The following is a 17,418-nucleotide window of genomic DNA, read 5'->3' as shown; positions in this document are numbered from 1 at the left end:
AATCATTTACAAACCTGCCATGCAGGGGAGAAAGTGACGCAAAGACACCCTGGCATGGCGCCCGGAACAGAGGAGAGATTGATGGCACAGGATCTGATCGGGCTGACCCCCTCGCGGCGCGCGCTGTTAAAGGGTGCAGGTGCCGGGTTGCTGACGGCGGGATTTGTGGCGCCCGTCTGGGCGCAGGCGGCCCCGGTCAAGCTGGGGTTCCAGTTGCACCGGACCGGCATCGGGGCCGCTTATGGCCGCTGGTATGAGCGGACGGCGCAAGCCGCGCTGAAGGTGGTGAATGACGCAGGCGGCATCAACGGCCGCCCGGTCGAGATCGTGTTTGAAGATGACGGCACCGATCCCAAGCGTGGGGCCGAGGTGGTGGAAAAGCTGACCAGCCAGCACAATTGCGACCTGATCTTCGGGCCGCTGTTTTCCCATGTCGTTATCGGCTCTGCCCCGCGTGCGGGCGAGCTGAAAGTGCCCTATCTGGTCTGTTCCGAGGGCTTCCATGTGGCTGGCGGCATGCTGAACCGCTGGTCCATGCAGCCCGGCATCACCGATGTGCGCGCGCAGGTCAGCTCGATGGCGCCCTGGGTTCTGGCCAATCTGGGCAAGAAGGTCACCATGGTGTTCCCCGATTACGCCTTTGGTCACGACCACCGCGATTACTTTACCGCCGCGGTCGAGGCGGGTGGCGGGCAGGTGGTTGCCCAGATTGCAGTGCCACCCACTGAGACCAGCTTTACCCGCTATCTGCCGCAGATCCCGTCAGACACCGAGGTGCTGTATCACGTGATGGTCGGCCCGGCGGTTCTGACCTTTGTGAAAGAACTGGGCGAGTTCTACGGCACCGGGGCCAAGCCGCAGATCTTTGGCTTCATCGACTCGCTGGAAGCGGTCGATATGGCGTCGCCGGGGCTGGAATTCCTTGAAGGCAGCCATTTCTGGGAAGGTCATTGCCGGGTGAAACAGGCCGATGCGTCCGAGCATGAGATCGCCTATCGCGCCGCCGTCGGGGTGGATGACAATGGCGCGTCGGTGTCGGATGCCAAGGACGTGTCAACCTATGCCCACATGTTCTCGGTCTGGGAGACGCTGCATATCATCAAGGCCGGGATGGAGGCTTCGGGCTATCAAAGCCCAGCCGACCGGCAGAAATTCGTCGAAGCGGTCGAAGCGATGACGGATATGCCCGAGAGTCTGGCACATGTGCAGGGGGACAAGGTGTTCAACGGCAAGACCCATCAGGTCTTTGGCCACCAGTTCATCAGCAAGGTCGAAGGCGGCAAGCTGATCAAGGTACACACGACCAGCATTGAGGACAGCCTGTATCCCGACGCGGTGGACTACACGACGCAGAGCTTCTGAGTGCGGTCATTGCCTGACATCGCAAGCACTGGCGCGTACATTGGCCCCAATCGGCCCCCCTCCCCTTGTGGGAGGGGATGGGGGAGGGGGCTGCGCGCGGTTTCCGCATCGTCGCGACGCCCCCCCACCCCAACCCTCCCCCACAAGGGGGGAGGGAGGCGCGTTGCACAGATCGGTGACCCAACGTGAGTTTCGGGCCGTTTCTGCTTCTGGCCGTGCTGGAAGGCACCGTGATGGCGGCGGTGCTGGCGCTGACTGCCGTGGGCCTGTCGCTGGTGTTCGGCGTGATGCGCGTGGTCAATGTGGCGCATGGCGAGTTTTACATGCTCGGCGCCGTTCTGGCGTGGTTCATAACCTATTACCTTCCGTTTCCGCCCGCCCTCGCCTGGCTGGCAGCGCTGATCATTGCGCCGCTGATCGTCGCGGTGATCGCGGCGCTGGCGGACACTCTGGTTCTGAAGCGGCTGAACTACGACCCGGAGGCCACCATCGTTGCGACCATCGGTTTGCTGTACATGCTGCAACAGGCGGCGCTGACGTTTTACGGCTCCGACGCGCGCCCGGTCCTGGCGCCGTTTCAGTGGCGCATCCAGCTGCCGTGGTTCGGCTATTCCGGGTACAAGCTGTTTGTCGTGCTGGCGGCGGTCGTCATTTTGGCAGCGGTCTGGCTGTTCATGACCCGGACGAAAGCGGGTTTGGTGATGCGCGCCACGCAGGTCGACCGCGATACGGCGCAAGCCTTTGGCATCAACGTGGACAGGGTCTATGCCGGCACATTTGCACTTGGCGGCGCGCTGGCGGCGGCGGCGGCGGTGCTGATCGTGCCGATCCAGCAGGCGCATTATCTGATGGGACATGACCCGCTGCTGTTGTCGTTCATCGTGGTGATCATCGGCGGATTGGGCTCGATCCGCGGAACGCTGGTGGCGGCCTTGGTGATCGGGCTGTCAGATGGCGTGATCAGCATGTTCTTTTCCCCCACGCTGGCCAAGATCATCGCGACGATGCTGGTGGCGCTGGTGCTGGTGTTCCGCCCGCAAGGCCTGTTCGGGGCGCGGGCATGAGCGATCGCGCAAAGGTGTGGGGCCTTCATCTGCTGGTTCTGGCCGGGCTCTTTGCCGCCCAGTTTTTGCTGCCGTCTTATCACGTCACCAATCTGGCGCGGATTATGGTGCTGGCGGTGTTTGCCATGGGATACAACATCGCCTTTGGCTACACGGGTCTGTTGTCACTGGGCCATGCGCTGTTTTTCGCAGCGGGCATGTATGGCATGGGTCTGCCGGTCTGGCATCTGGGGTGGCTGTCGCTGCCCGCCTTGATTGCAGGTCTGCTGGCTGGCGGGGCTGTGGCGGGCGTGGTCGGTCTGCTGGCGTTGCGCACCGCGGGGGTCAGTTTCATGATCGTGACGCTGATGTTTGCCCAGGCTGGCTATCTGACCCTCCTGTATCTGAACAGCTGGACCGGTGGGGACGAGGGCTTTGTCGTGGCCCGCACCGGGCGGGTGCTGCTGGGCTTTGATCTGGCCACCGATACGCCGCGCTTTGTGGCGGCCTTTGCGCTGTTTGCGGCGGGTCTGCTGCTGTGTCTGTGGCTGGTACGGTCGCCCTTTGGCCGGGTGATGGTCGCGATGCGCGAGAATGAGGAGCGCAGCCGGATGCTCGGCTATGACCCGTTCCGGGTCAAGCTGGTGGCGCTGATCCTGTCGGGGCTTTACGCCGGGGCGGCAGGGGCGGCCTATGGGATGCTGTTTGGCTATGTTGGGGCCACATTTGCCACCATTCAGTATTCGATCCTGCCGATGCTCTATGTGCTGTTGGGCGGGGCGGGCACGGTTCTGGGGCCGTTTCTGGGCGCGCTGCTGATGTTCTATCTGATCGACATCACCAGCGGCTATACTGATGCCTATCTGTTCGTTGTGGGGGCCGCGCTGGTGGGACTGGTGCTGTTCGCGCCCAAAGGGATCCTCGGCACTTTGCGTGAAAGGGCCCTGCGATGGCTGCCGTGATCGAGGCCAAGGGTCTGACCCGGCATTTCGGCGGGTTGCGCGCCGTGGATGGCGTGAATTTCAGTCTCGAACACAGCGAAATTCACGGCTTGATCGGACCGAACGGCGCAGGCAAAACCACCTTTGTCAGCCTGTTGTCGGGCCGGATTCCGGTGCAGTCGGGAATGATCACCCTGAACGGTGAGGACATCACCCATCTGCCTGCGCATCTGCGGGTGCGCAATGGCGTGGCCTATACCTTTCAGATCACCTCGGTCTATCCGCGCCTGTCGGTGTTCGACAATGTGGCTCTGGCCGCGCAAAGCCGGGGCGCGGTGGATGTGCCCGCCGAAGTGGCGCAGGCGCTTGCACAGGTCGGGCTGACCGGGCTGGACCTGTCCATTGCGGGCACGTTGTCTTATGGCCATCAACGCCTGCTCGAGGTGGCGATGGGGCTGGCGCTGCGCCCTTTGGTGCTCATTCTAGACGAGCCGACCCAAGGACTGGCGTCAAGCGAGATCGACGGGTTCAAGGCGCTGATCCGGTCACTGGTGCCGCAGACGACCATCCTGCTGATCGAGCACAACATGGATGTGGTGATGGATCTTGCCGACCGGATCACCGTGCTGAACTTCGGGCAGGTTCTGGCAGTTGGCACGCCAGACGAAATCCGCCGGAACAGAGCCGTTCAGGACGCTTATCTGGGGGGTGATCATGCTGCGGGTTGAAGGCATCACTGCGGGCTATGGCCCCGTGACCATCCTGCGCGATCTGTCGTTTGAGGCAGAGGCCGGGCAGGTGACCTGTATCATGGGCCGCAACGGAGCCGGCAAATCAACGCTGTTAAAAGCGATCATGGGTCTGGTGCCGGTGCAGTCGGGGCAGATCACGCTGGCAGGTGTGCCGGTCCATCAGCTGCCCGCGCATAAGGTGCCGCAGCAAGGCATTGCTTATGTGCCGCAAGGTCGCCGCCTGTTCGGCCCGCTGACCGTGGCAGAGAACATCGAGGTCGGGCTGCTGACCCGTAAAAAGGGTCTGCGCACGCGGGATTTCGTGCTCGACCTGTTTCCGCGTCTGCGGGAACGGCTGGATCAGGTGGCCAGCAGCCTGTCAGGCGGGGAGCAACAAATGCTGGCCATCGCGCGGGCGCTGTGTCTGGAACCGTCGGTCTTGCTGCTCGATGAACCGAGCGAGGGGCTGCAGCCTTCGATGATCGCGCTGATCCGCGATACGGTGTTGCGGTTGCGCGAAACCGGGCTGACGACGGTGCTGGTGGAACAACGCGTGGATACCGTTTTGCGCATGGCGGACCGAGTGGCCTTTATGGCGCATGGCCGGGTTGAGGCCGAAGTGCCGCGTGAGGGGCTGACGGCAGAATCGACCCTGTTCCAGCAGTTTGTGGGGGTATGATGGCAGGGCTGGTGGCTGGCATTGATGTGGGCGGCACCTTCACCGATCTGGTGATCGTTGACCCGGCTACAGGCGCGGTCAGGCTGGCCAAAGTGCCGACAACACTGCCCAATCAGGCCCCCGGTGTGCTGACCGCATTGGAAGAGGCCGGGGCGGATCTGGCAGACATTGACCTGATCGTGCACGGCACCACCACCACCACAAACGCGGTGTTGGAGCGCGCGCTGGCGAAAACCGGGTTAATCACCACACAGGGCTTTCGCGATGTTCTGGAACTGGGCCGCCGCACCCGGCCCAATGCTTACGGCATGCACGGCCGCTTTGTGCCGATCATCCCCCGCGATCTGCGTCTGGAAGTGCCAGAGCGGATGGATGCGCGCGGCGCGGTCCTGACCCCACTGGATGAGCCTGCGGTCAGAAAAGCGGCTCTACGCCTGCGGGAAGTGGGCTGTGAGAGCGTTGTGATCCACTTCTTGCATGCCTATGCCAACCCCGCGCATGAACAGCGCGCGGCCGAGATTGTCGCAGAGGTCTGGGCGAACCAGTACATCACCATGGGCCACGCCCTGCTGTCGGAAAGCCGTGAGTATGAGCGGGGGGTGACGGCGGCGGTCAATGCCAGTGTGCAACCGTTGCTGGACCGTTATGTGATGCGGCTGGCCGATCAGCTGGCAGCGCGCGGCTACGCCCATGATCTGCTGGTGATGAATGGCAATGGCGGGATGGTTTCGGCAAGATCAGTGTCGAAAGAGGCGGTTAAGACCGTGATGTCTGGCCCGGCGTCGGGCGTGATGGCAGCAGTGGCCACCGGGCGACGGGCTGGAATGACCAACCTTCTCACCTATGACATGGGCGGAACCTCGACCGATGTGGCGATGATCCGCGACGGGCGAGCGCCGGTCTCGAACGAGATCGAGGTGGAATATGCCATGCCGATCCACGTCCCGATGGTCGATGTGCGCACTGTGGGTGCCGGTGGCGGGTCGATTGCGCGGATAGACGCGGGCGGCATGCTGCGGGTGGGGCCGGAAAGCGCGGGGTCAAACCCAGGCCCGGTGTGCTATGGCCGGGGCGGCACGCGGGTGACGATTTCTGATGCCAACCTGTTGCTGGGCCGTCTGCCCGCCGCACGTTTCGGTCAGGCAGCAGAAGCGGCGCGGCAGGCCATGGCGGATCAGATCGCCACGCCGCTGGGCCTGTCGGTGGAACAGGCCGCCGAGGCGGTGGTGCGGATTGCCAACATCCACATGGCCGGGGCGATCCGCATGGTTTCAATCTCGATGGGGGCCGATCCGCGCGATTTCGCGCTGTTCGCCTTTGGTGGGGCCGGGCCGCTGCATGCGGTGGCTTTGGCACGGGAACTGGCAGTGCCGACCGTGCTGATCCCGGCGCGGCCGGGCATTACCAATGCGCTTGGCTGCGTGGTTGCCGATCTGCGGCAAGACTTTGTGCGCACGCTGAACAGCGCGCTGGATGCTGTGGAAATAGGCTCTGTTCATGCGATTTTGGCAGAACAAGAGGCTGAAGGCCGGCGGCTGATCGGGGCAGAGAGCATCGGGTTAAAGTCTGTGCGATCAGAATTTTCGGCGGATATGCAGTTTGTTGGCCAGACCCATCTGCTGCGGGTTGCCTTGCCGCATGGCAAACCCACGCGGGCCGACCTGCAGCAGCTGTTCGAGGCCGCCTATCATCACCGCTTTCGGGTCGAACTGCCGACGATCAAGGCCAATCTGGTGAACCTGAACGTGTCGGTCATCGGCGAGCGGCCAGAGATGGATCTGTCAGCGCTCATCGACCCGAAGGGGCGGCGGGCCGAGGCGCAGCCGGTATCGGTGCGGCACGTCTGGTTCGGTTCCTGGGTGGAAACGCCGGTGTACTGGCGCGACCACCTGCCGCTGGCGCTGAACCTTACGGGTCCCGCGATCATCGAGCAGATGGATACGACGATCGTGATCGACCCCGGCTGTCAGGTCTCGTCGGATGCCGATGGAAACCTTATCGTGCAGGTGCCGCATGCTTGACCCGGTCACTCTTGCCGTAGTTCAGGCCGGGTTGCAGCAGGTCTGCGACGAGATGGACCTGACCTTCAGCCGCGCCGCCTTTTCGCCGGTGATCGCCGAGGCGGATGACAGGTCGGACGGGATTTACAGCGCGACCGATGGCAGTCTGATTGCCCAGGGCTCAAAAGGCCTCCCGGTGTTCGTCGGTGTGATGCAGTTTTCCACCCGCACCATTCTGGAGCGGATCCGCACCGGCCTGACCGCCGCACCCGATCCGGGTGACATTTATATGGTGAACGACCCCTATCTGGGTGGCACGCATCTGATGGATGTGCGCTTTGCCATGCCGGTCTGGCGCGAGGGGCAGATCTTTTGCTGGCTGTCGAACACCGGGCATTGGCCCGATACCGGCGGCATGGTGCCCGGTGGGTTCAGCGCCAGTGCGATCAGTGCGGAACAGGAGGGATTGCGGATTCCGCCGGTCAAACTGTTCAAAAAGGGCGTGTTAGACACTGAAATCTGGCAAATCATCTGCTCCAACATCCGGGTGTCGGATCAGCGGATCGGCGATGTTCAGGCGCAGGCGAGTGCCCTGCTGATCGGGGCCGAGCGGCTGGCGGTGCTGCTGGACCGCTACGGTGATGCGACGGTATCACAAGCGATTGCCGAGATGCGGAGCCGTGCGGCACAACAGATGCGGGCGATGATCGGGCTGATTGCAGATGGCGTGTATCAGGCGACGGCGATTGTCGATTCCGATGGGGTGGTCAATGAACCGCTGAAAATCGCCGTAACAGTGTCGAAAACGGACGATGGGCTGACATTTGATTTCTCGAAAAGCTCCCCTCCGTGCATGGGCCCGATGAATTCGGTTCGGGCGACCACGCTGTCTTCGGTCTATCTGGCGATGCGGCATATCTTTCCCGATGTGCCAATCAGTGCCGGGGCATTTGAGCCACTGACGGTCACGGGGATCGAGGGCACGTTTCTGGATGCGCAATATCCGCGCCCGGTATCCGGGTGCGCGGCCGAAGTAAGCCAACGCATTGCTGAGGCGGTGTTCGCGGCACTGGTGCAGGCAATTCCCGACCGGGTGACGGCGGCGCCAGCGGGGACCAGCGGCAATTTCGGTCTGGGCGGATATGACCCTCAGACCGGGCAAAGCTATGTGATGTATCAGATTTCCGGTGGCGGCTATGGTGGCAATGCCGATCATGACGGCTTGTCAAATGGCTGCTCGACCATCGGCATCTCAAAAGCGCCGCCGGTGGAAATCATGGAGCAGAAGTTTCCGGTGCTGTACCGCCACTACGCGCTGCACGAGGGCAGCGGCGGGGCGGGGGCGCATCGGGGTGGGTTCGGGCTGGATTATGAGATCGAGCTGTTGCGTGGCGAGGCGCGGGCCAGTTTCGTGATGGATCATGGCCGTACCGGGCCGCTGGGCGCGCAGGGTGGGCAGGACGGGGCGGTGAACCGTGTGGAAGTGACACGCAACGGTGAAACCTTTGTGCCGCCGCATCTATCCAAGGCGCAGGACATCGCACTTGCCCCCGGTGACCGGGTGCGGGTGCGGACGCCGGGCGGCGGTGGCTTTGGCGATCCGGCACAGCGCGACCCGGCACTGGTGGCCGAAGATGTGCGGCTGGGCAGATACACCGCCGCGCAGGCCCGGTTGCTCTGGAAATGGCCGGGTTAGAGCCGTTTTTCGCCGCCTTGCCACACGCCTTTTACGTCAAACGTATCGCTCAGGTGCACCAGATCGGCACGCGCTCCCGCTGTCAGGTGCCCCAGATCGTCGCGTCCGATGACCTGTGCGGGGGCGCGTGTGGCCATTGCCAGCGCGCGTTCGGGTGGCAGGCCAATCTTGTGGACCATCACGGCAATCGCCTGCGGCAGGCTCAGGTCCGCGCCAGCAAGCGTGCCATCCTCCAGCGTCAGGCGGCCCTCGCAGCGCAGGATTTTGCGGCCGCCAAGCGTGAACTCGGTCTGATCGGTGCCCGCCGCCGCCATGCAATCCGACACCAGAAACAGCCCGTCAGGACGGGCCGACAGCGCAATCCGCAGGGTGGCGGGCGCGACATGGATCGCATCGGCGATCACACCCGCCGCAATATCATGGCTCAGCACCGCGCCGACCAGACCGGGTTCGCGGTTGCCAAGCTGGCTCATCGCGTTGAACAGATGGGTGGCGCAGCGCGCACCCGCAACAATAGCGGCCTCGGCCTCGGCATAGGTGCAGTCGGTATGGCCAAGGCTGACAACCGCCCCCGCCTCGGCCAAAGCCGCGATCTGATCGGCGCGCACGGCAGAGGGGGCAAGGGTGATCATCAACGCGGGCAACCGGCGCGCGGCGCTGACCAGCATGGCCAGATCGCGATCTTCCATCGGGCGGATCAGGGCCGGGTCATGCGCGCCCTTGCGGCGCGGGTCCAGATGCGGCCCCTCCAGATGCAGACCCAGAAAGCCGGGCACGCCAATGCTGGCCACCCCGGCCTCGATGACGCGGGCGGTGGCGTCAAAGCTGTCCGTGATCAGAGTCGGCAGCAGCCCCGTAGTGCCAAGCCGCGCGTGCGTCGCGCAGATTGCCTGCAACACCCGTGCATCGGTCCGGCCATCGACCATCCACCCGCCGCCGCCATTGACCTGCAGGTCGATCAGCCCCGGCGAAAGAATACCGCCCGCCAGATCAATGACCTCCGCATGCGCCGGAACCGATGAGGCAAGGCCGGTGACAGCGGCCCCTTCGGTCAGCAGGACCGCATCGTCGTGCAGCGTCATGCCGTCAAAAATCCGCGCGCCGATGAATGCGGTGGGCATCAGACGGTCTCCGTCACCTTGCGCAGATGCGGTGGGGTGTCGGGATCAAAGCCGCGACGCCGGGCCAGCCCTTCGACAAAGTTGTAGAACGCCGTCGCAAGCACCAAAGGCGCGACCAGCGGATGCAGATCGGGCACCAGCGGCAGTTGCATCACACCCTTTGCCGCAGCCCCGGTCAGGAACACATCGGCACCCTGCGCCGCAAGACGCTCTGCCGTCGAAATGACATGTGGCAGAGCGGCGTCTTCGACGCCCAGCGCCAGCACCGGGAATTGCGCCTGCACAATGGCCGCCGGACCATGCAGAACCTCGGCGGCAGAATAGGACTCGGCATGCAGCCCGCAGGTTTCCTTTAGCTTCAGCGCGCATTCATTGGCGATGGCAAAGGCCGGGCCGCGCCCGAGCACATAGGCCGAGTTCGCCCGCGACAGGCGCGCCGCGAGGGGCGACCAATCCAGATGCAGCGCCTTTTCCAGCGCAAGGGGCAGATCGGCAATCGCGTGACGCAGGGCATCATCCTGCCGCCATTCGGCCAGAAGCGTCAGCCCCGCCAACACCGAGACCACAAAGGTCTTGGTCGCCGCGACGCTCTGTTCGACCCCCGCAAGCAGCGGCAGGCAATGATCGGATGCCGCCCCCATCGGGCTGTCGGCAAAGTTGGTGATGGCGACCGACAGGGCACCGCCACTGCGGCCTGCGCGCATCATCTCCACAATATCGGGGCTTTGGCCGGACTGGGAGATGCCGACGCACACAGCGCCGGTCAGCCGCAGCGGGCGACCATAGATCGAGGCGACCGAAGGGCCGACCGAGGCGACGGGCACACCCGCCAGCAGTTCGACCGCGTATTTCAGATAGGTGGCCGCGTGATCGGATGATCCGCGCGCGACGGTGACGATCAGGCCCGGATCAAGCTTTTGCATCGCCACCGCGGCAGCCTGCACTGCGGGGCCGGATTCTGCCAGAAACCGCGCTGCGGCGGTCGGGATTTCGGCCACTTCACGCGCCATATGGGTCTGGGTCATGTTGATGTCCTTTCCGAAGAGCCGCTTTGGGGCGACAGGGTCAGTTCGACGGCAAAATCATAGGCATCGCCGCGATAGAGAGAGCGGGTGAATTCCACCACCCGGCCCGAGGGCAGATAGCCGATCCGCTCGATCCGCAGCCCGGCAGCCCCCACGGGAACTCCCAGAAGCTCGGCATCGCGCCCGCCAAGATTGGCCGCTGAAATGCGTTGCACTGCCCGCACGGGGCGCAGGCCGCGCGATTCCAGCATCGCGTACAGACTGGTTTCCACCAAGGCCGGATCGGGCAACGTGGCAGTGGAAAGCGAGGCGCGTTCAATGGCCAGCGGCACATCATCAGACCGGCGTACCCGTTCCAGCCGGGCCACACGATCGCCGATGCCCAGGCCCAGAGCCATCACCTCTTCGGGCGAGGGCGTGGCAATCTGGCGCGACAGCCAGACCGATTCAACCGATTTGCCGCGACGCGCCATGTCTTCGGTGAAGGAGGTCAGCAGCGACAGAGCCTGTTCCAGCCGTTCCACCTTTGGCGCGACAAAGGTGCCAGAGCCACGGCGCTGCACCAGTTGCCCGTTGGCCACCAGTGCCTGCACCGCCTTGCGCACGGTTACGCGGCTCAGGCCGGTCATGCTGGCCATATCCCGCTCCGCCGGAAGGCTGTCTCCAGCGGCGAGACGGCCGGAGCTGATGGCTTCGGCAAGGCGTTTTTGCAGTTGCAGGTAAAGCGGGCCGGAGCCTGCATCATCAAAGCCAGCAGGCGAAAACATCGCGGCCATCACCCCACCTCCCGCGCCAGAAGCAGCGCGCCATCCAGCGCCGTGCCCTTTGCCGCGGCTTGCGGAAGCTGCGGCAGCGCGGCGGCATAGGCGGGGCCAAGCCCGCCGATAAAGGTCACCGGCGCTGGCACGGTGTCGCGCAGGTGGGACAGGATTGCCGCAACACCTGAAACAGCAGCTGCCCACAGTTCAGCAGCTGCCGGATCATCACTTTGCACGATGCCGGGTGCCAGCAGTGCGAAATCGGCGGCGCGGGCGGTCTGCGCAAAGCTGACAACGCCCGCCGCGCCACCATGATCCTCAATCAGTTGCTGAAGAAAGGGCGTCATCGGTGCAAAGCCATCCACCGCGCGCAGCGCAAGCGATAATGCCGCGCGACCCAGCCAGGCCCCGCTCCCTTCATCCCCCAGCACCAACCCCCAGCCGCCATAGCAGCGGATGACGCCCTGATGCTGAACCGCATAAACCGATCCGGTGCCCATCGCGGCGACGATGCCATCGGCGGCGGCCAAAGCCCCTTTGGCCGCCGCGACCGCATCGGTTTCGATCCGCGCGCGGGCAAAGGGCAGCGCCAGACGCAAGCGCCCGGCTGCCCCCGCCGCATTGGCCCCGGCAAGGCCTAGCCCGGCGATCAGATGCGGCACCTCACGCAGGGCATCGGTTGGGCCAAGTGCAGCGATCATCGCTTCATTCGTGGCAGCAAGAATGTTGCTGCGGGCGGTGTCGGGATCAGAGGCGATGTTGGCAGGACCGCCATGGCCGCGCCCCAGAACGCGGCCCGCCTGATCCGTCACCGCGGCGCGGCATCCGGTACCCCCGCCATCAATTCCCAGAAACAGCGCCATCAGAATCCCCCTGCCGGATTAAGATACCAAACTAATACCATTTGGGAAGTGGTATCTTTCAGATTCGCATAATGCCGTAGAAATCCGCAATTTATGAGGTTTCAAAACTTCTTTCTTTACAATTGGTATTATTTTGGCATTGTCATTGAGGCAAGGGGGAATCAGATGTCCGAGCACCGAACAGAAAGCCGGCACGCTTTGTCCGATGGCTTGCATGCCGTTGCAACAGCGGAGGTTCTGTCGCGGATACTGACTGGCCAAGCGCAGGCGCTTGCCGCGCTGACCCCCGCCTTTCCCCGGATCACCCAGGCCGCCCGCGCCGGGGCGCAGGCATTGGGCCGCGGCGGCAAAATGGCCTATGCCGGGGCTGGTTCGTCGGGGTTGATGGCGCTGGCCGATTGTCTGGAGCTGCCCGGCACCTTTGGCATCGCGCCAGACCGCGTTCCGATGCTGTTTGCGGGTGGGGTTGAGGCATTGCTGCATATGCAGGGCGGCCCCGAAGATGACCCCGCGCTTGCAAAAGCCGATCTGGTGCGGGCGCAGCTGACCGCGGGGGATGTTGTCCTGTGCCTCGCCGCCTCTGGCGGCACACCTTACACGCTGGCCGTTGCCGAGGGCGCAAAGGCGCTGGGCGTCACGGTGGTCGGATTTTCGAATGTGGCGACGGCGCCTCTTCTGCAAGTCGCCGATATTCCGGTCTTTCTGGATACCGGACCCGAGATCATAACCGGATCAACCCGTATGGGCGCAGGCATCGCGCAAAAGGTTGCGCTGAACATGCTGTCGGTGCTGGTCGCGATAGATCTTGGGCATGTGCATGACGGGTTCATGGTCAATGTCACCGCCGACAACGCCAAGCTGGTCGGGCGTGCCGCCCGCATCGTGGCAAGCGTATCCGGTGCCGGGCAAGAGGCGGCGCGCGCGGCGCTGACCCAGACCAATGGCGCGGTAAAGCCTGCGATTCTGGTCGCGCGCGGGATGACAGCGGCGCAGGCAGACCAAGCGCTTGCCACCACGGGCGGCCATCTGGCCCCCCTGCTGACCGACCAAAAATAGCCAACCGGGCGAAAAGCCCACCAACCGGGAGACGACAATGAAAAAGACGTATCTGACCGCCCTTTTGACCAGCACCTTGCTGGCCGGGCCTGCGCTTGCGCAAACCACGCTGACCATCGAAAGCTGGCGCAATGATGACCTGCTGATCTGGCAAGACACCATCATTCCGGCGTTCAATGCCCAGCACCCGGATATCAATGTGGTATTCTCGCCCTCGGCCCCGGCCGAATACAACGCGGTGCTGAACTCCAAACTGTCCGCCGGCAGCGCGGGAGATCTGATCACCTGCCGCCCGTTCGACGCCTCGCTGGAGCTGTTCAATCAGGGTCATCTGGCTGATCTGACCGACCTTGCCGGGATGGCTAACTTCTCTGACGTGGCCAAATCCGCCTGGCAGACCGATGACGGCAGCGCCACGTTCTGCGTGCCGATGGCGTCAGTGATTCACGGATTTATCTACAATGCCGATGCCTTTGCCGAACTGGGTATCGAGGTGCCGACGACGGAAGCCGAGTTCTATGCCGCCCTCGACAAGATCAAGGCGGATGGCACCTATATCCCGCTGGCGATGGGCACCAACGACCAGTGGGAAGCCGCCACGATGGGCTATAACAACATCGGCCCGACCTATTGGAAGGGTGAAGAGGGGCGTAAGGCGCTGATCGCGGGTGAGCAAAAGCTGACCGATCCGCAATGGGTGGCCCCGTTCGAGCAGCTGGCGAAATGGAAAGACTATCTGGGTGACGGATTTGAGGCCCAGACCTATCCGGACAGCCAGAACCTGTTCACGCTGGGCCGGGCCGCTGTGTATCCGGCCGGTTCGTGGGAGATTTCGGGCTTCAACACCCAGGCCGATTTCAAGATGGGCGCCTTTGCTCCGCCGGTCACTGCTGCGGGCGACACCTGCTATATCAGCGACCACACCGACATCGCGATCGGCATGAACGCAAAGTCGCCCAACGCCGAAGCGGCAAAGGTGTTTCTGGACTGGGTCGGCAGCCCCGAGTTTGCGACGCTGTATGCCAACGCGTTGCCCGGCTTTTTCAGCCTGAACTCCACCCCGGTTGAAATGCAGGATCCGCTGGCGCAGGAATTCGTGTCCTGGCGCGGCAAGTGCGAGCCGACGATCCGCTCGACCTATCAGATCCTGTCGCGCGGCACACCAAATCTGGAGAACGAGACCTGGAACGCGAGTGCCAACGTGATCCGTGGCTCGGAAACACCGGCCGATGCGGCCAAGCGGCTGCAGGACGGGCTGGCAAGCTGGTACGACCCGCAGAAGTGAGCTCGGGCTGAGACCCCGGGGGGCTGTCTGCCCCCCGGACCCCCCGAGAGTATTTTTACCAAGATGAAAAGGGGAAGGGCATGGCTTCGAAAAAGCCTGTGCGCTGGCATATTGCCGTGTTTCTGGCGCCTGCAGTTCTGGTCTACACCGCCATCATGATCATTCCCCTGTTCGGAACGCTGAACCTGTCCTTGTTCAACAAGGGGCCGGACGGGGTGGCGTTTGTCGGGTTGGGGAATTTTGCCACGCTGTTTGGCGATCCCCGCTGGTCGGCGTCGTTCTGGAATGCGCTTGGCAACAATGCGTGGTTCTTTCTGATCCACATGCTGGTGCAGAACCCGATCGGCATTGCGCTGGCCGCGATCCTGTCAACACCACGCTTGCGCATGGCTGCGTTTTACCGAACCGCGATTTTCGTGCCGACCATCCTGAGTTTCGTGATCGTCGGCTTTGTCTGGAAGCTGATCCTGTCACCGATCTGGGGGATTGCGCCGGGGCTGCTGGATCTGGTGGGTCTCAAAAGCCTGTTTGCCCCTTGGTTGGGCCGTGAGGAATATGCGCTGACCACGCTGGCGCTGATCTCGGTCTGGCAGTTTGTCGGCATTCCGATGATGCTGATCTATGCCGCACTGTTGTCGATCCCGGATGAAATTCTGGAGGCGGCCGAGATGGACGGCATTACCGGCACCAGCCAGTTCTGGAAGATCAAGCTGCCGCTGATCCTGCCCAGTATCGGGATCATCTCGATCCTGACATTCGTGGGCAATTTCAACGCGTTTGACCTGATCTATGTGGCGCAAGGCGCGCTGGCGGGGCCGGATTTCAGCACCGACATTCTGGGCACGTTCCTGTACCGCACCTTCTTTGGCTTTCAGCTGCAGCTTGGCGACCCCTACATGGGGTCCGCGATTGCGGGGGCGATGTTCGGGATCATCCTGTTGGGCGTCTGCGTCTATCTGTTCGGCATCCAGACCCGTCTGCGGAGGTATCAGTTCTGATGGCAAAGTCCCGCACCTCAACCGGCCGCACGTTTGCTGCCCATGCCATTCTGATCACATGGACGGTGATTGCGCTGTTCCCGGTGTTCGTCACCGTGATCAACAGCTTCAAATCGCGGCGGGCGATCTTTGCCGATCCGCTGGCGCTGCCGTGGCCCGAGCATTTCGATCTGGTCGGCTATACCACGGTGCTGAAGCAGGGCGATTTCTTTGGCTACTTTCAGAACTCGATGATCGTCACCGTGGTCAGCCTGTTCTTTGTGCTGCTGTTCGGGGCGATGGCCGCCTTTGCCCTGTCGGAATATCGGTTCAAGGGCAACACCCTGCTGGGCCTGTATCTGGCGCTGGGGATCATGATTCCGATCCGGCTGGGCACGGTGGCGATTTTGCAGATCATGGTGGCGGGCGGGCTGGTCAACACGCTGACCGCGCTGATCCTTGTTTACACGGCGCAGGGGTTGCCGCTGGCGGTGTTCATCCTGTCGGAATTTATGAAAACTGTGTCGGATGACCTGAAGAACGCCGGACGGATCGACGGGCTGTCGGAATATGCGATCTTTTTCACGCTGGTGCTGCCGCTGGTGCGACCGGCGATGGCGACGGTCGCGGTGTTTACCATGATCCCGATCTGGAACGACCTGTGGTTCCCGCTGATCCTGGCCCCGGCGGAAGAGGTGAAAACCATCACCCTGGGAAGCCAGATCTTTATCGGGCAATTCGTGACCAACTGGAATGCGGTTCTGGCGGCGCTGAGCCTCGCCATTCTGCCGGTGCTGGTCTTGTACCTTATCTTCTCGCGGCAGCTGATCCGCGGCATTACGGCGGGGGCTGTGAAATGATCCGGACACTTGTGGCAGGTTTGGGAACCATGGGGCGCAGCCATGCGCTGGCCTATCATCGCAACCCGGCCTTTGATCTGGTGGGGCTGGTCAACCGATCAACCCCGCAGCTGGATGCCGATCTGGCAGGATACGCGGTGACGCCCGATTTCCATGAGGCTCTGGCAAGGCTGAAACCCGATCTGGTCAACATCTCGACCTATTCCGACAGCCATGCCGACTATGCCTGTGCCGCGATGGAGGCGGGCGCACATGTGTTTGTCGAAAAGCCGCTGGCGAGCACCGTGGCCGATGCGCAGCGCGTGGTGGATTGTGCGCGGGCCACCGGGCGCAAGCTGGTGGTGGGGTACATCCTGCGCCATCACCCCAGCTGGCAGCGCCTGATTGCCGAGGCGCGCGCGCTTGGCGGGCCCTATGTGTTCCGGCTGAACCTGAACCAGCAAAGCAACGGCCCGACCTGGGAGGTTCACAAGACGCTGATGCAATCAACCAGCCCAATCGTGGATTGTGGGGTGCATTATGTCGACGTGATGTGCCAGATCACCGATGCAAAGCCGGTCGAGGTGCGGGGCATGGGCCTGCGCCTGTCGGATGAGATTGCGCCGGACATGTATAACTACGGCCATTTTCAGGTGCTGTTCGACGATGGCAGCCTTGGCTGGTACGAGGCGGGCTGGGGCCCGATGATGTCGGACACGGCGTTTTTCGTCAAAGATGTGGTCAGCCCCAACGGCGCTGTGTCGATCCGCATGCCCGAAAATGCGCGGTCAGATGATCACGACACGCATACCAAAACCTCGGTGATCCGGGTGCATCGCAACGGCGAACCGGATGAAGACCTCAGCATGGCCGCCGAACCGGGGCATCAGGAGCTGTGCGAGCGCGAGCAAGCCTTTGTCGCCCGCGCCATTACCGAAGATCTGGACCTGTCGCGCCATATGCTTGATGCGGTCCAGTCGCTTGCCATCTGCCTTGCCGCCGACCAGTCGGTGCGCATCGGCCAACCTGTCAAACTGTGAGG

General features: G+C 63.2%; 16 protein-coding genes. 12 read left to right on the top strand and 4 right to left on the bottom strand.

The window, feature by feature from the left end:
• Window positions 1–81: 81 nt before the first annotated feature.
• The 7 genes from J2X53_RS05640 (at window position 82) to J2X53_RS05610 (ending at window position 8,452) form a co-directional block, all read left to right on the top strand.
• Entirely contained in the window at window positions 82–1,362 is a 1,281-nt protein-coding gene (locus J2X53_RS05640) for an ABC transporter substrate-binding protein (RefSeq protein ID WP_349036500.1), read from the top strand.
• Between the two features lie 185 nt (window positions 1,363–1,547).
• A complete protein-coding gene (locus J2X53_RS05635) occupies window positions 1,548–2,426 on the top strand; it encodes a branched-chain amino acid ABC transporter permease (protein ID WP_349036499.1) in 879 nt (292 codons plus the stop codon).
• Window positions 2,423–3,367 carry a branched-chain amino acid ABC transporter permease gene (locus tag J2X53_RS05630; protein WP_349036498.1) on the top strand — a complete coding sequence of 315 codons (945 nt, stop codon included), beginning with the start codon at window positions 2,423–2,425 and terminating at the stop codon, window positions 3,365–3,367. The genes J2X53_RS05635 and J2X53_RS05630 overlap by 4 nt, the downstream gene beginning before the upstream one ends.
• Window positions 3,355–4,074, top strand: a complete 720-nt coding sequence (locus J2X53_RS05625; protein ID WP_349036497.1) for an ABC transporter ATP-binding protein — start codon at window positions 3,355–3,357, stop codon at window positions 4,072–4,074. Before J2X53_RS05630 ends, J2X53_RS05625 begins: the two co-directional genes overlap by 13 nt.
• Entirely contained in the window at window positions 4,061–4,756 is a 696-nt protein-coding gene (locus tag J2X53_RS05620) for an ABC transporter ATP-binding protein (RefSeq protein WP_349036496.1), read from the top strand. Before J2X53_RS05625 ends, J2X53_RS05620 begins: the two co-directional genes overlap by 14 nt.
• The gene (locus tag J2X53_RS05615) at window positions 4,756–6,777 is read left to right on the top strand and encodes a hydantoinase/oxoprolinase family protein (RefSeq protein WP_349036495.1); all 2,022 of its coding nucleotides are present in this window, start codon (window positions 4,756–4,758) and stop codon (window positions 6,775–6,777) included. The genes J2X53_RS05620 and J2X53_RS05615 overlap by 1 nt, the downstream gene beginning before the upstream one ends.
• On the top strand, window positions 6,770–8,452 hold the full coding sequence (locus tag J2X53_RS05610) for a hydantoinase B/oxoprolinase family protein (RefSeq protein ID WP_349036494.1): 1,683 nt from the start codon (window positions 6,770–6,772) through the stop codon (window positions 8,450–8,452). Before J2X53_RS05615 ends, J2X53_RS05610 begins: the two co-directional genes overlap by 8 nt.
• Here the strand turns inward: J2X53_RS05610 and nagA are convergent.
• From nagA to J2X53_RS05590, 4 genes are read right to left on the bottom strand one after another with little or no spacing between them, the layout of a single operon-like run.
• The gene (nagA, locus tag J2X53_RS05605; protein WP_349036493.1) at window positions 8,449–9,573 is read right to left on the bottom strand and encodes an N-acetylglucosamine-6-phosphate deacetylase; all 1,125 of its coding nucleotides are present in this window, start codon (window positions 9,571–9,573) and stop codon (window positions 8,449–8,451) included. The two genes, J2X53_RS05610 and nagA, sit on opposite strands and share 4 nt — an antisense overlap.
• On the bottom strand, window positions 9,573–10,598 hold the full coding sequence (locus tag J2X53_RS05600; RefSeq protein ID WP_349036492.1) for an SIS domain-containing protein: 1,026 nt from the start codon (window positions 10,596–10,598) through the stop codon (window positions 9,573–9,575). The genes nagA and J2X53_RS05600 overlap by 1 nt, the downstream gene beginning before the upstream one ends.
• On the bottom strand, window positions 10,595–11,374 hold the full coding sequence (locus J2X53_RS05595; RefSeq protein WP_349036491.1) for a GntR family transcriptional regulator: 780 nt from the start codon (window positions 11,372–11,374) through the stop codon (window positions 10,595–10,597). The genes J2X53_RS05600 and J2X53_RS05595 overlap by 4 nt, the downstream gene beginning before the upstream one ends.
• Entirely contained in the window at window positions 11,374–12,219 is an 846-nt protein-coding gene (locus J2X53_RS05590; RefSeq protein ID WP_349036490.1) for a BadF/BadG/BcrA/BcrD ATPase family protein, read from the bottom strand. The genes J2X53_RS05595 and J2X53_RS05590 overlap by 1 nt, the downstream gene beginning before the upstream one ends.
• A 165-nt stretch (window positions 12,220–12,384) precedes the next feature.
• Here J2X53_RS05590 and J2X53_RS05585 point away from each other — a divergent pair, with 165 nt between their 5' ends.
• The 5 genes from J2X53_RS05585 (at window position 12,385) to J2X53_RS05565 (ending at window position 17,416) form a co-directional block, all read left to right on the top strand.
• Window positions 12,385–13,275 (top strand): N-acetylmuramic acid 6-phosphate etherase, encoded by an 891-nt coding sequence (locus J2X53_RS05585; RefSeq protein ID WP_349036489.1) that lies wholly within the window; start codon window positions 12,385–12,387, stop codon window positions 13,273–13,275.
• A gap of 37 nt (window positions 13,276–13,312) precedes the next feature.
• Window positions 13,313–14,560: an ABC transporter substrate-binding protein gene (locus tag J2X53_RS05580; protein ID WP_349036488.1), complete on the top strand. Its 1,248-nt coding sequence runs from the start codon at window positions 13,313–13,315 to the stop codon at window positions 14,558–14,560.
• Window positions 14,561–14,640: 80 nt separating this feature from the next.
• On the top strand, window positions 14,641–15,558 hold the full coding sequence (locus tag J2X53_RS05575) for a sugar ABC transporter permease (RefSeq protein WP_349036487.1): 918 nt from the start codon (window positions 14,641–14,643) through the stop codon (window positions 15,556–15,558).
• Window positions 15,558–16,397, top strand: coding sequence for a carbohydrate ABC transporter permease (locus J2X53_RS05570; RefSeq protein ID WP_349036486.1), 840 nt, complete (start codon window positions 15,558–15,560; stop codon window positions 16,395–16,397). Before J2X53_RS05575 ends, J2X53_RS05570 begins: the two co-directional genes overlap by 1 nt.
• Window positions 16,394–17,416, top strand: coding sequence for a Gfo/Idh/MocA family oxidoreductase (locus J2X53_RS05565; RefSeq protein WP_349036485.1), 1,023 nt, complete (start codon window positions 16,394–16,396; stop codon window positions 17,414–17,416). Before J2X53_RS05570 ends, J2X53_RS05565 begins: the two co-directional genes overlap by 4 nt.
• The last annotated feature ends 2 nt before the right edge of the window (window positions 17,417–17,418 follow it).

Origin of the sequence: Pseudotabrizicola sp. 4114, from assembly GCF_031457365.1 — a bacterium.
Classification (GTDB): Bacteria; Pseudomonadota; Alphaproteobacteria; order Rhodobacterales; family Rhodobacteraceae; genus Pseudotabrizicola.
This window is presented reverse-complemented; position numbering and strand designations above follow the sequence as displayed.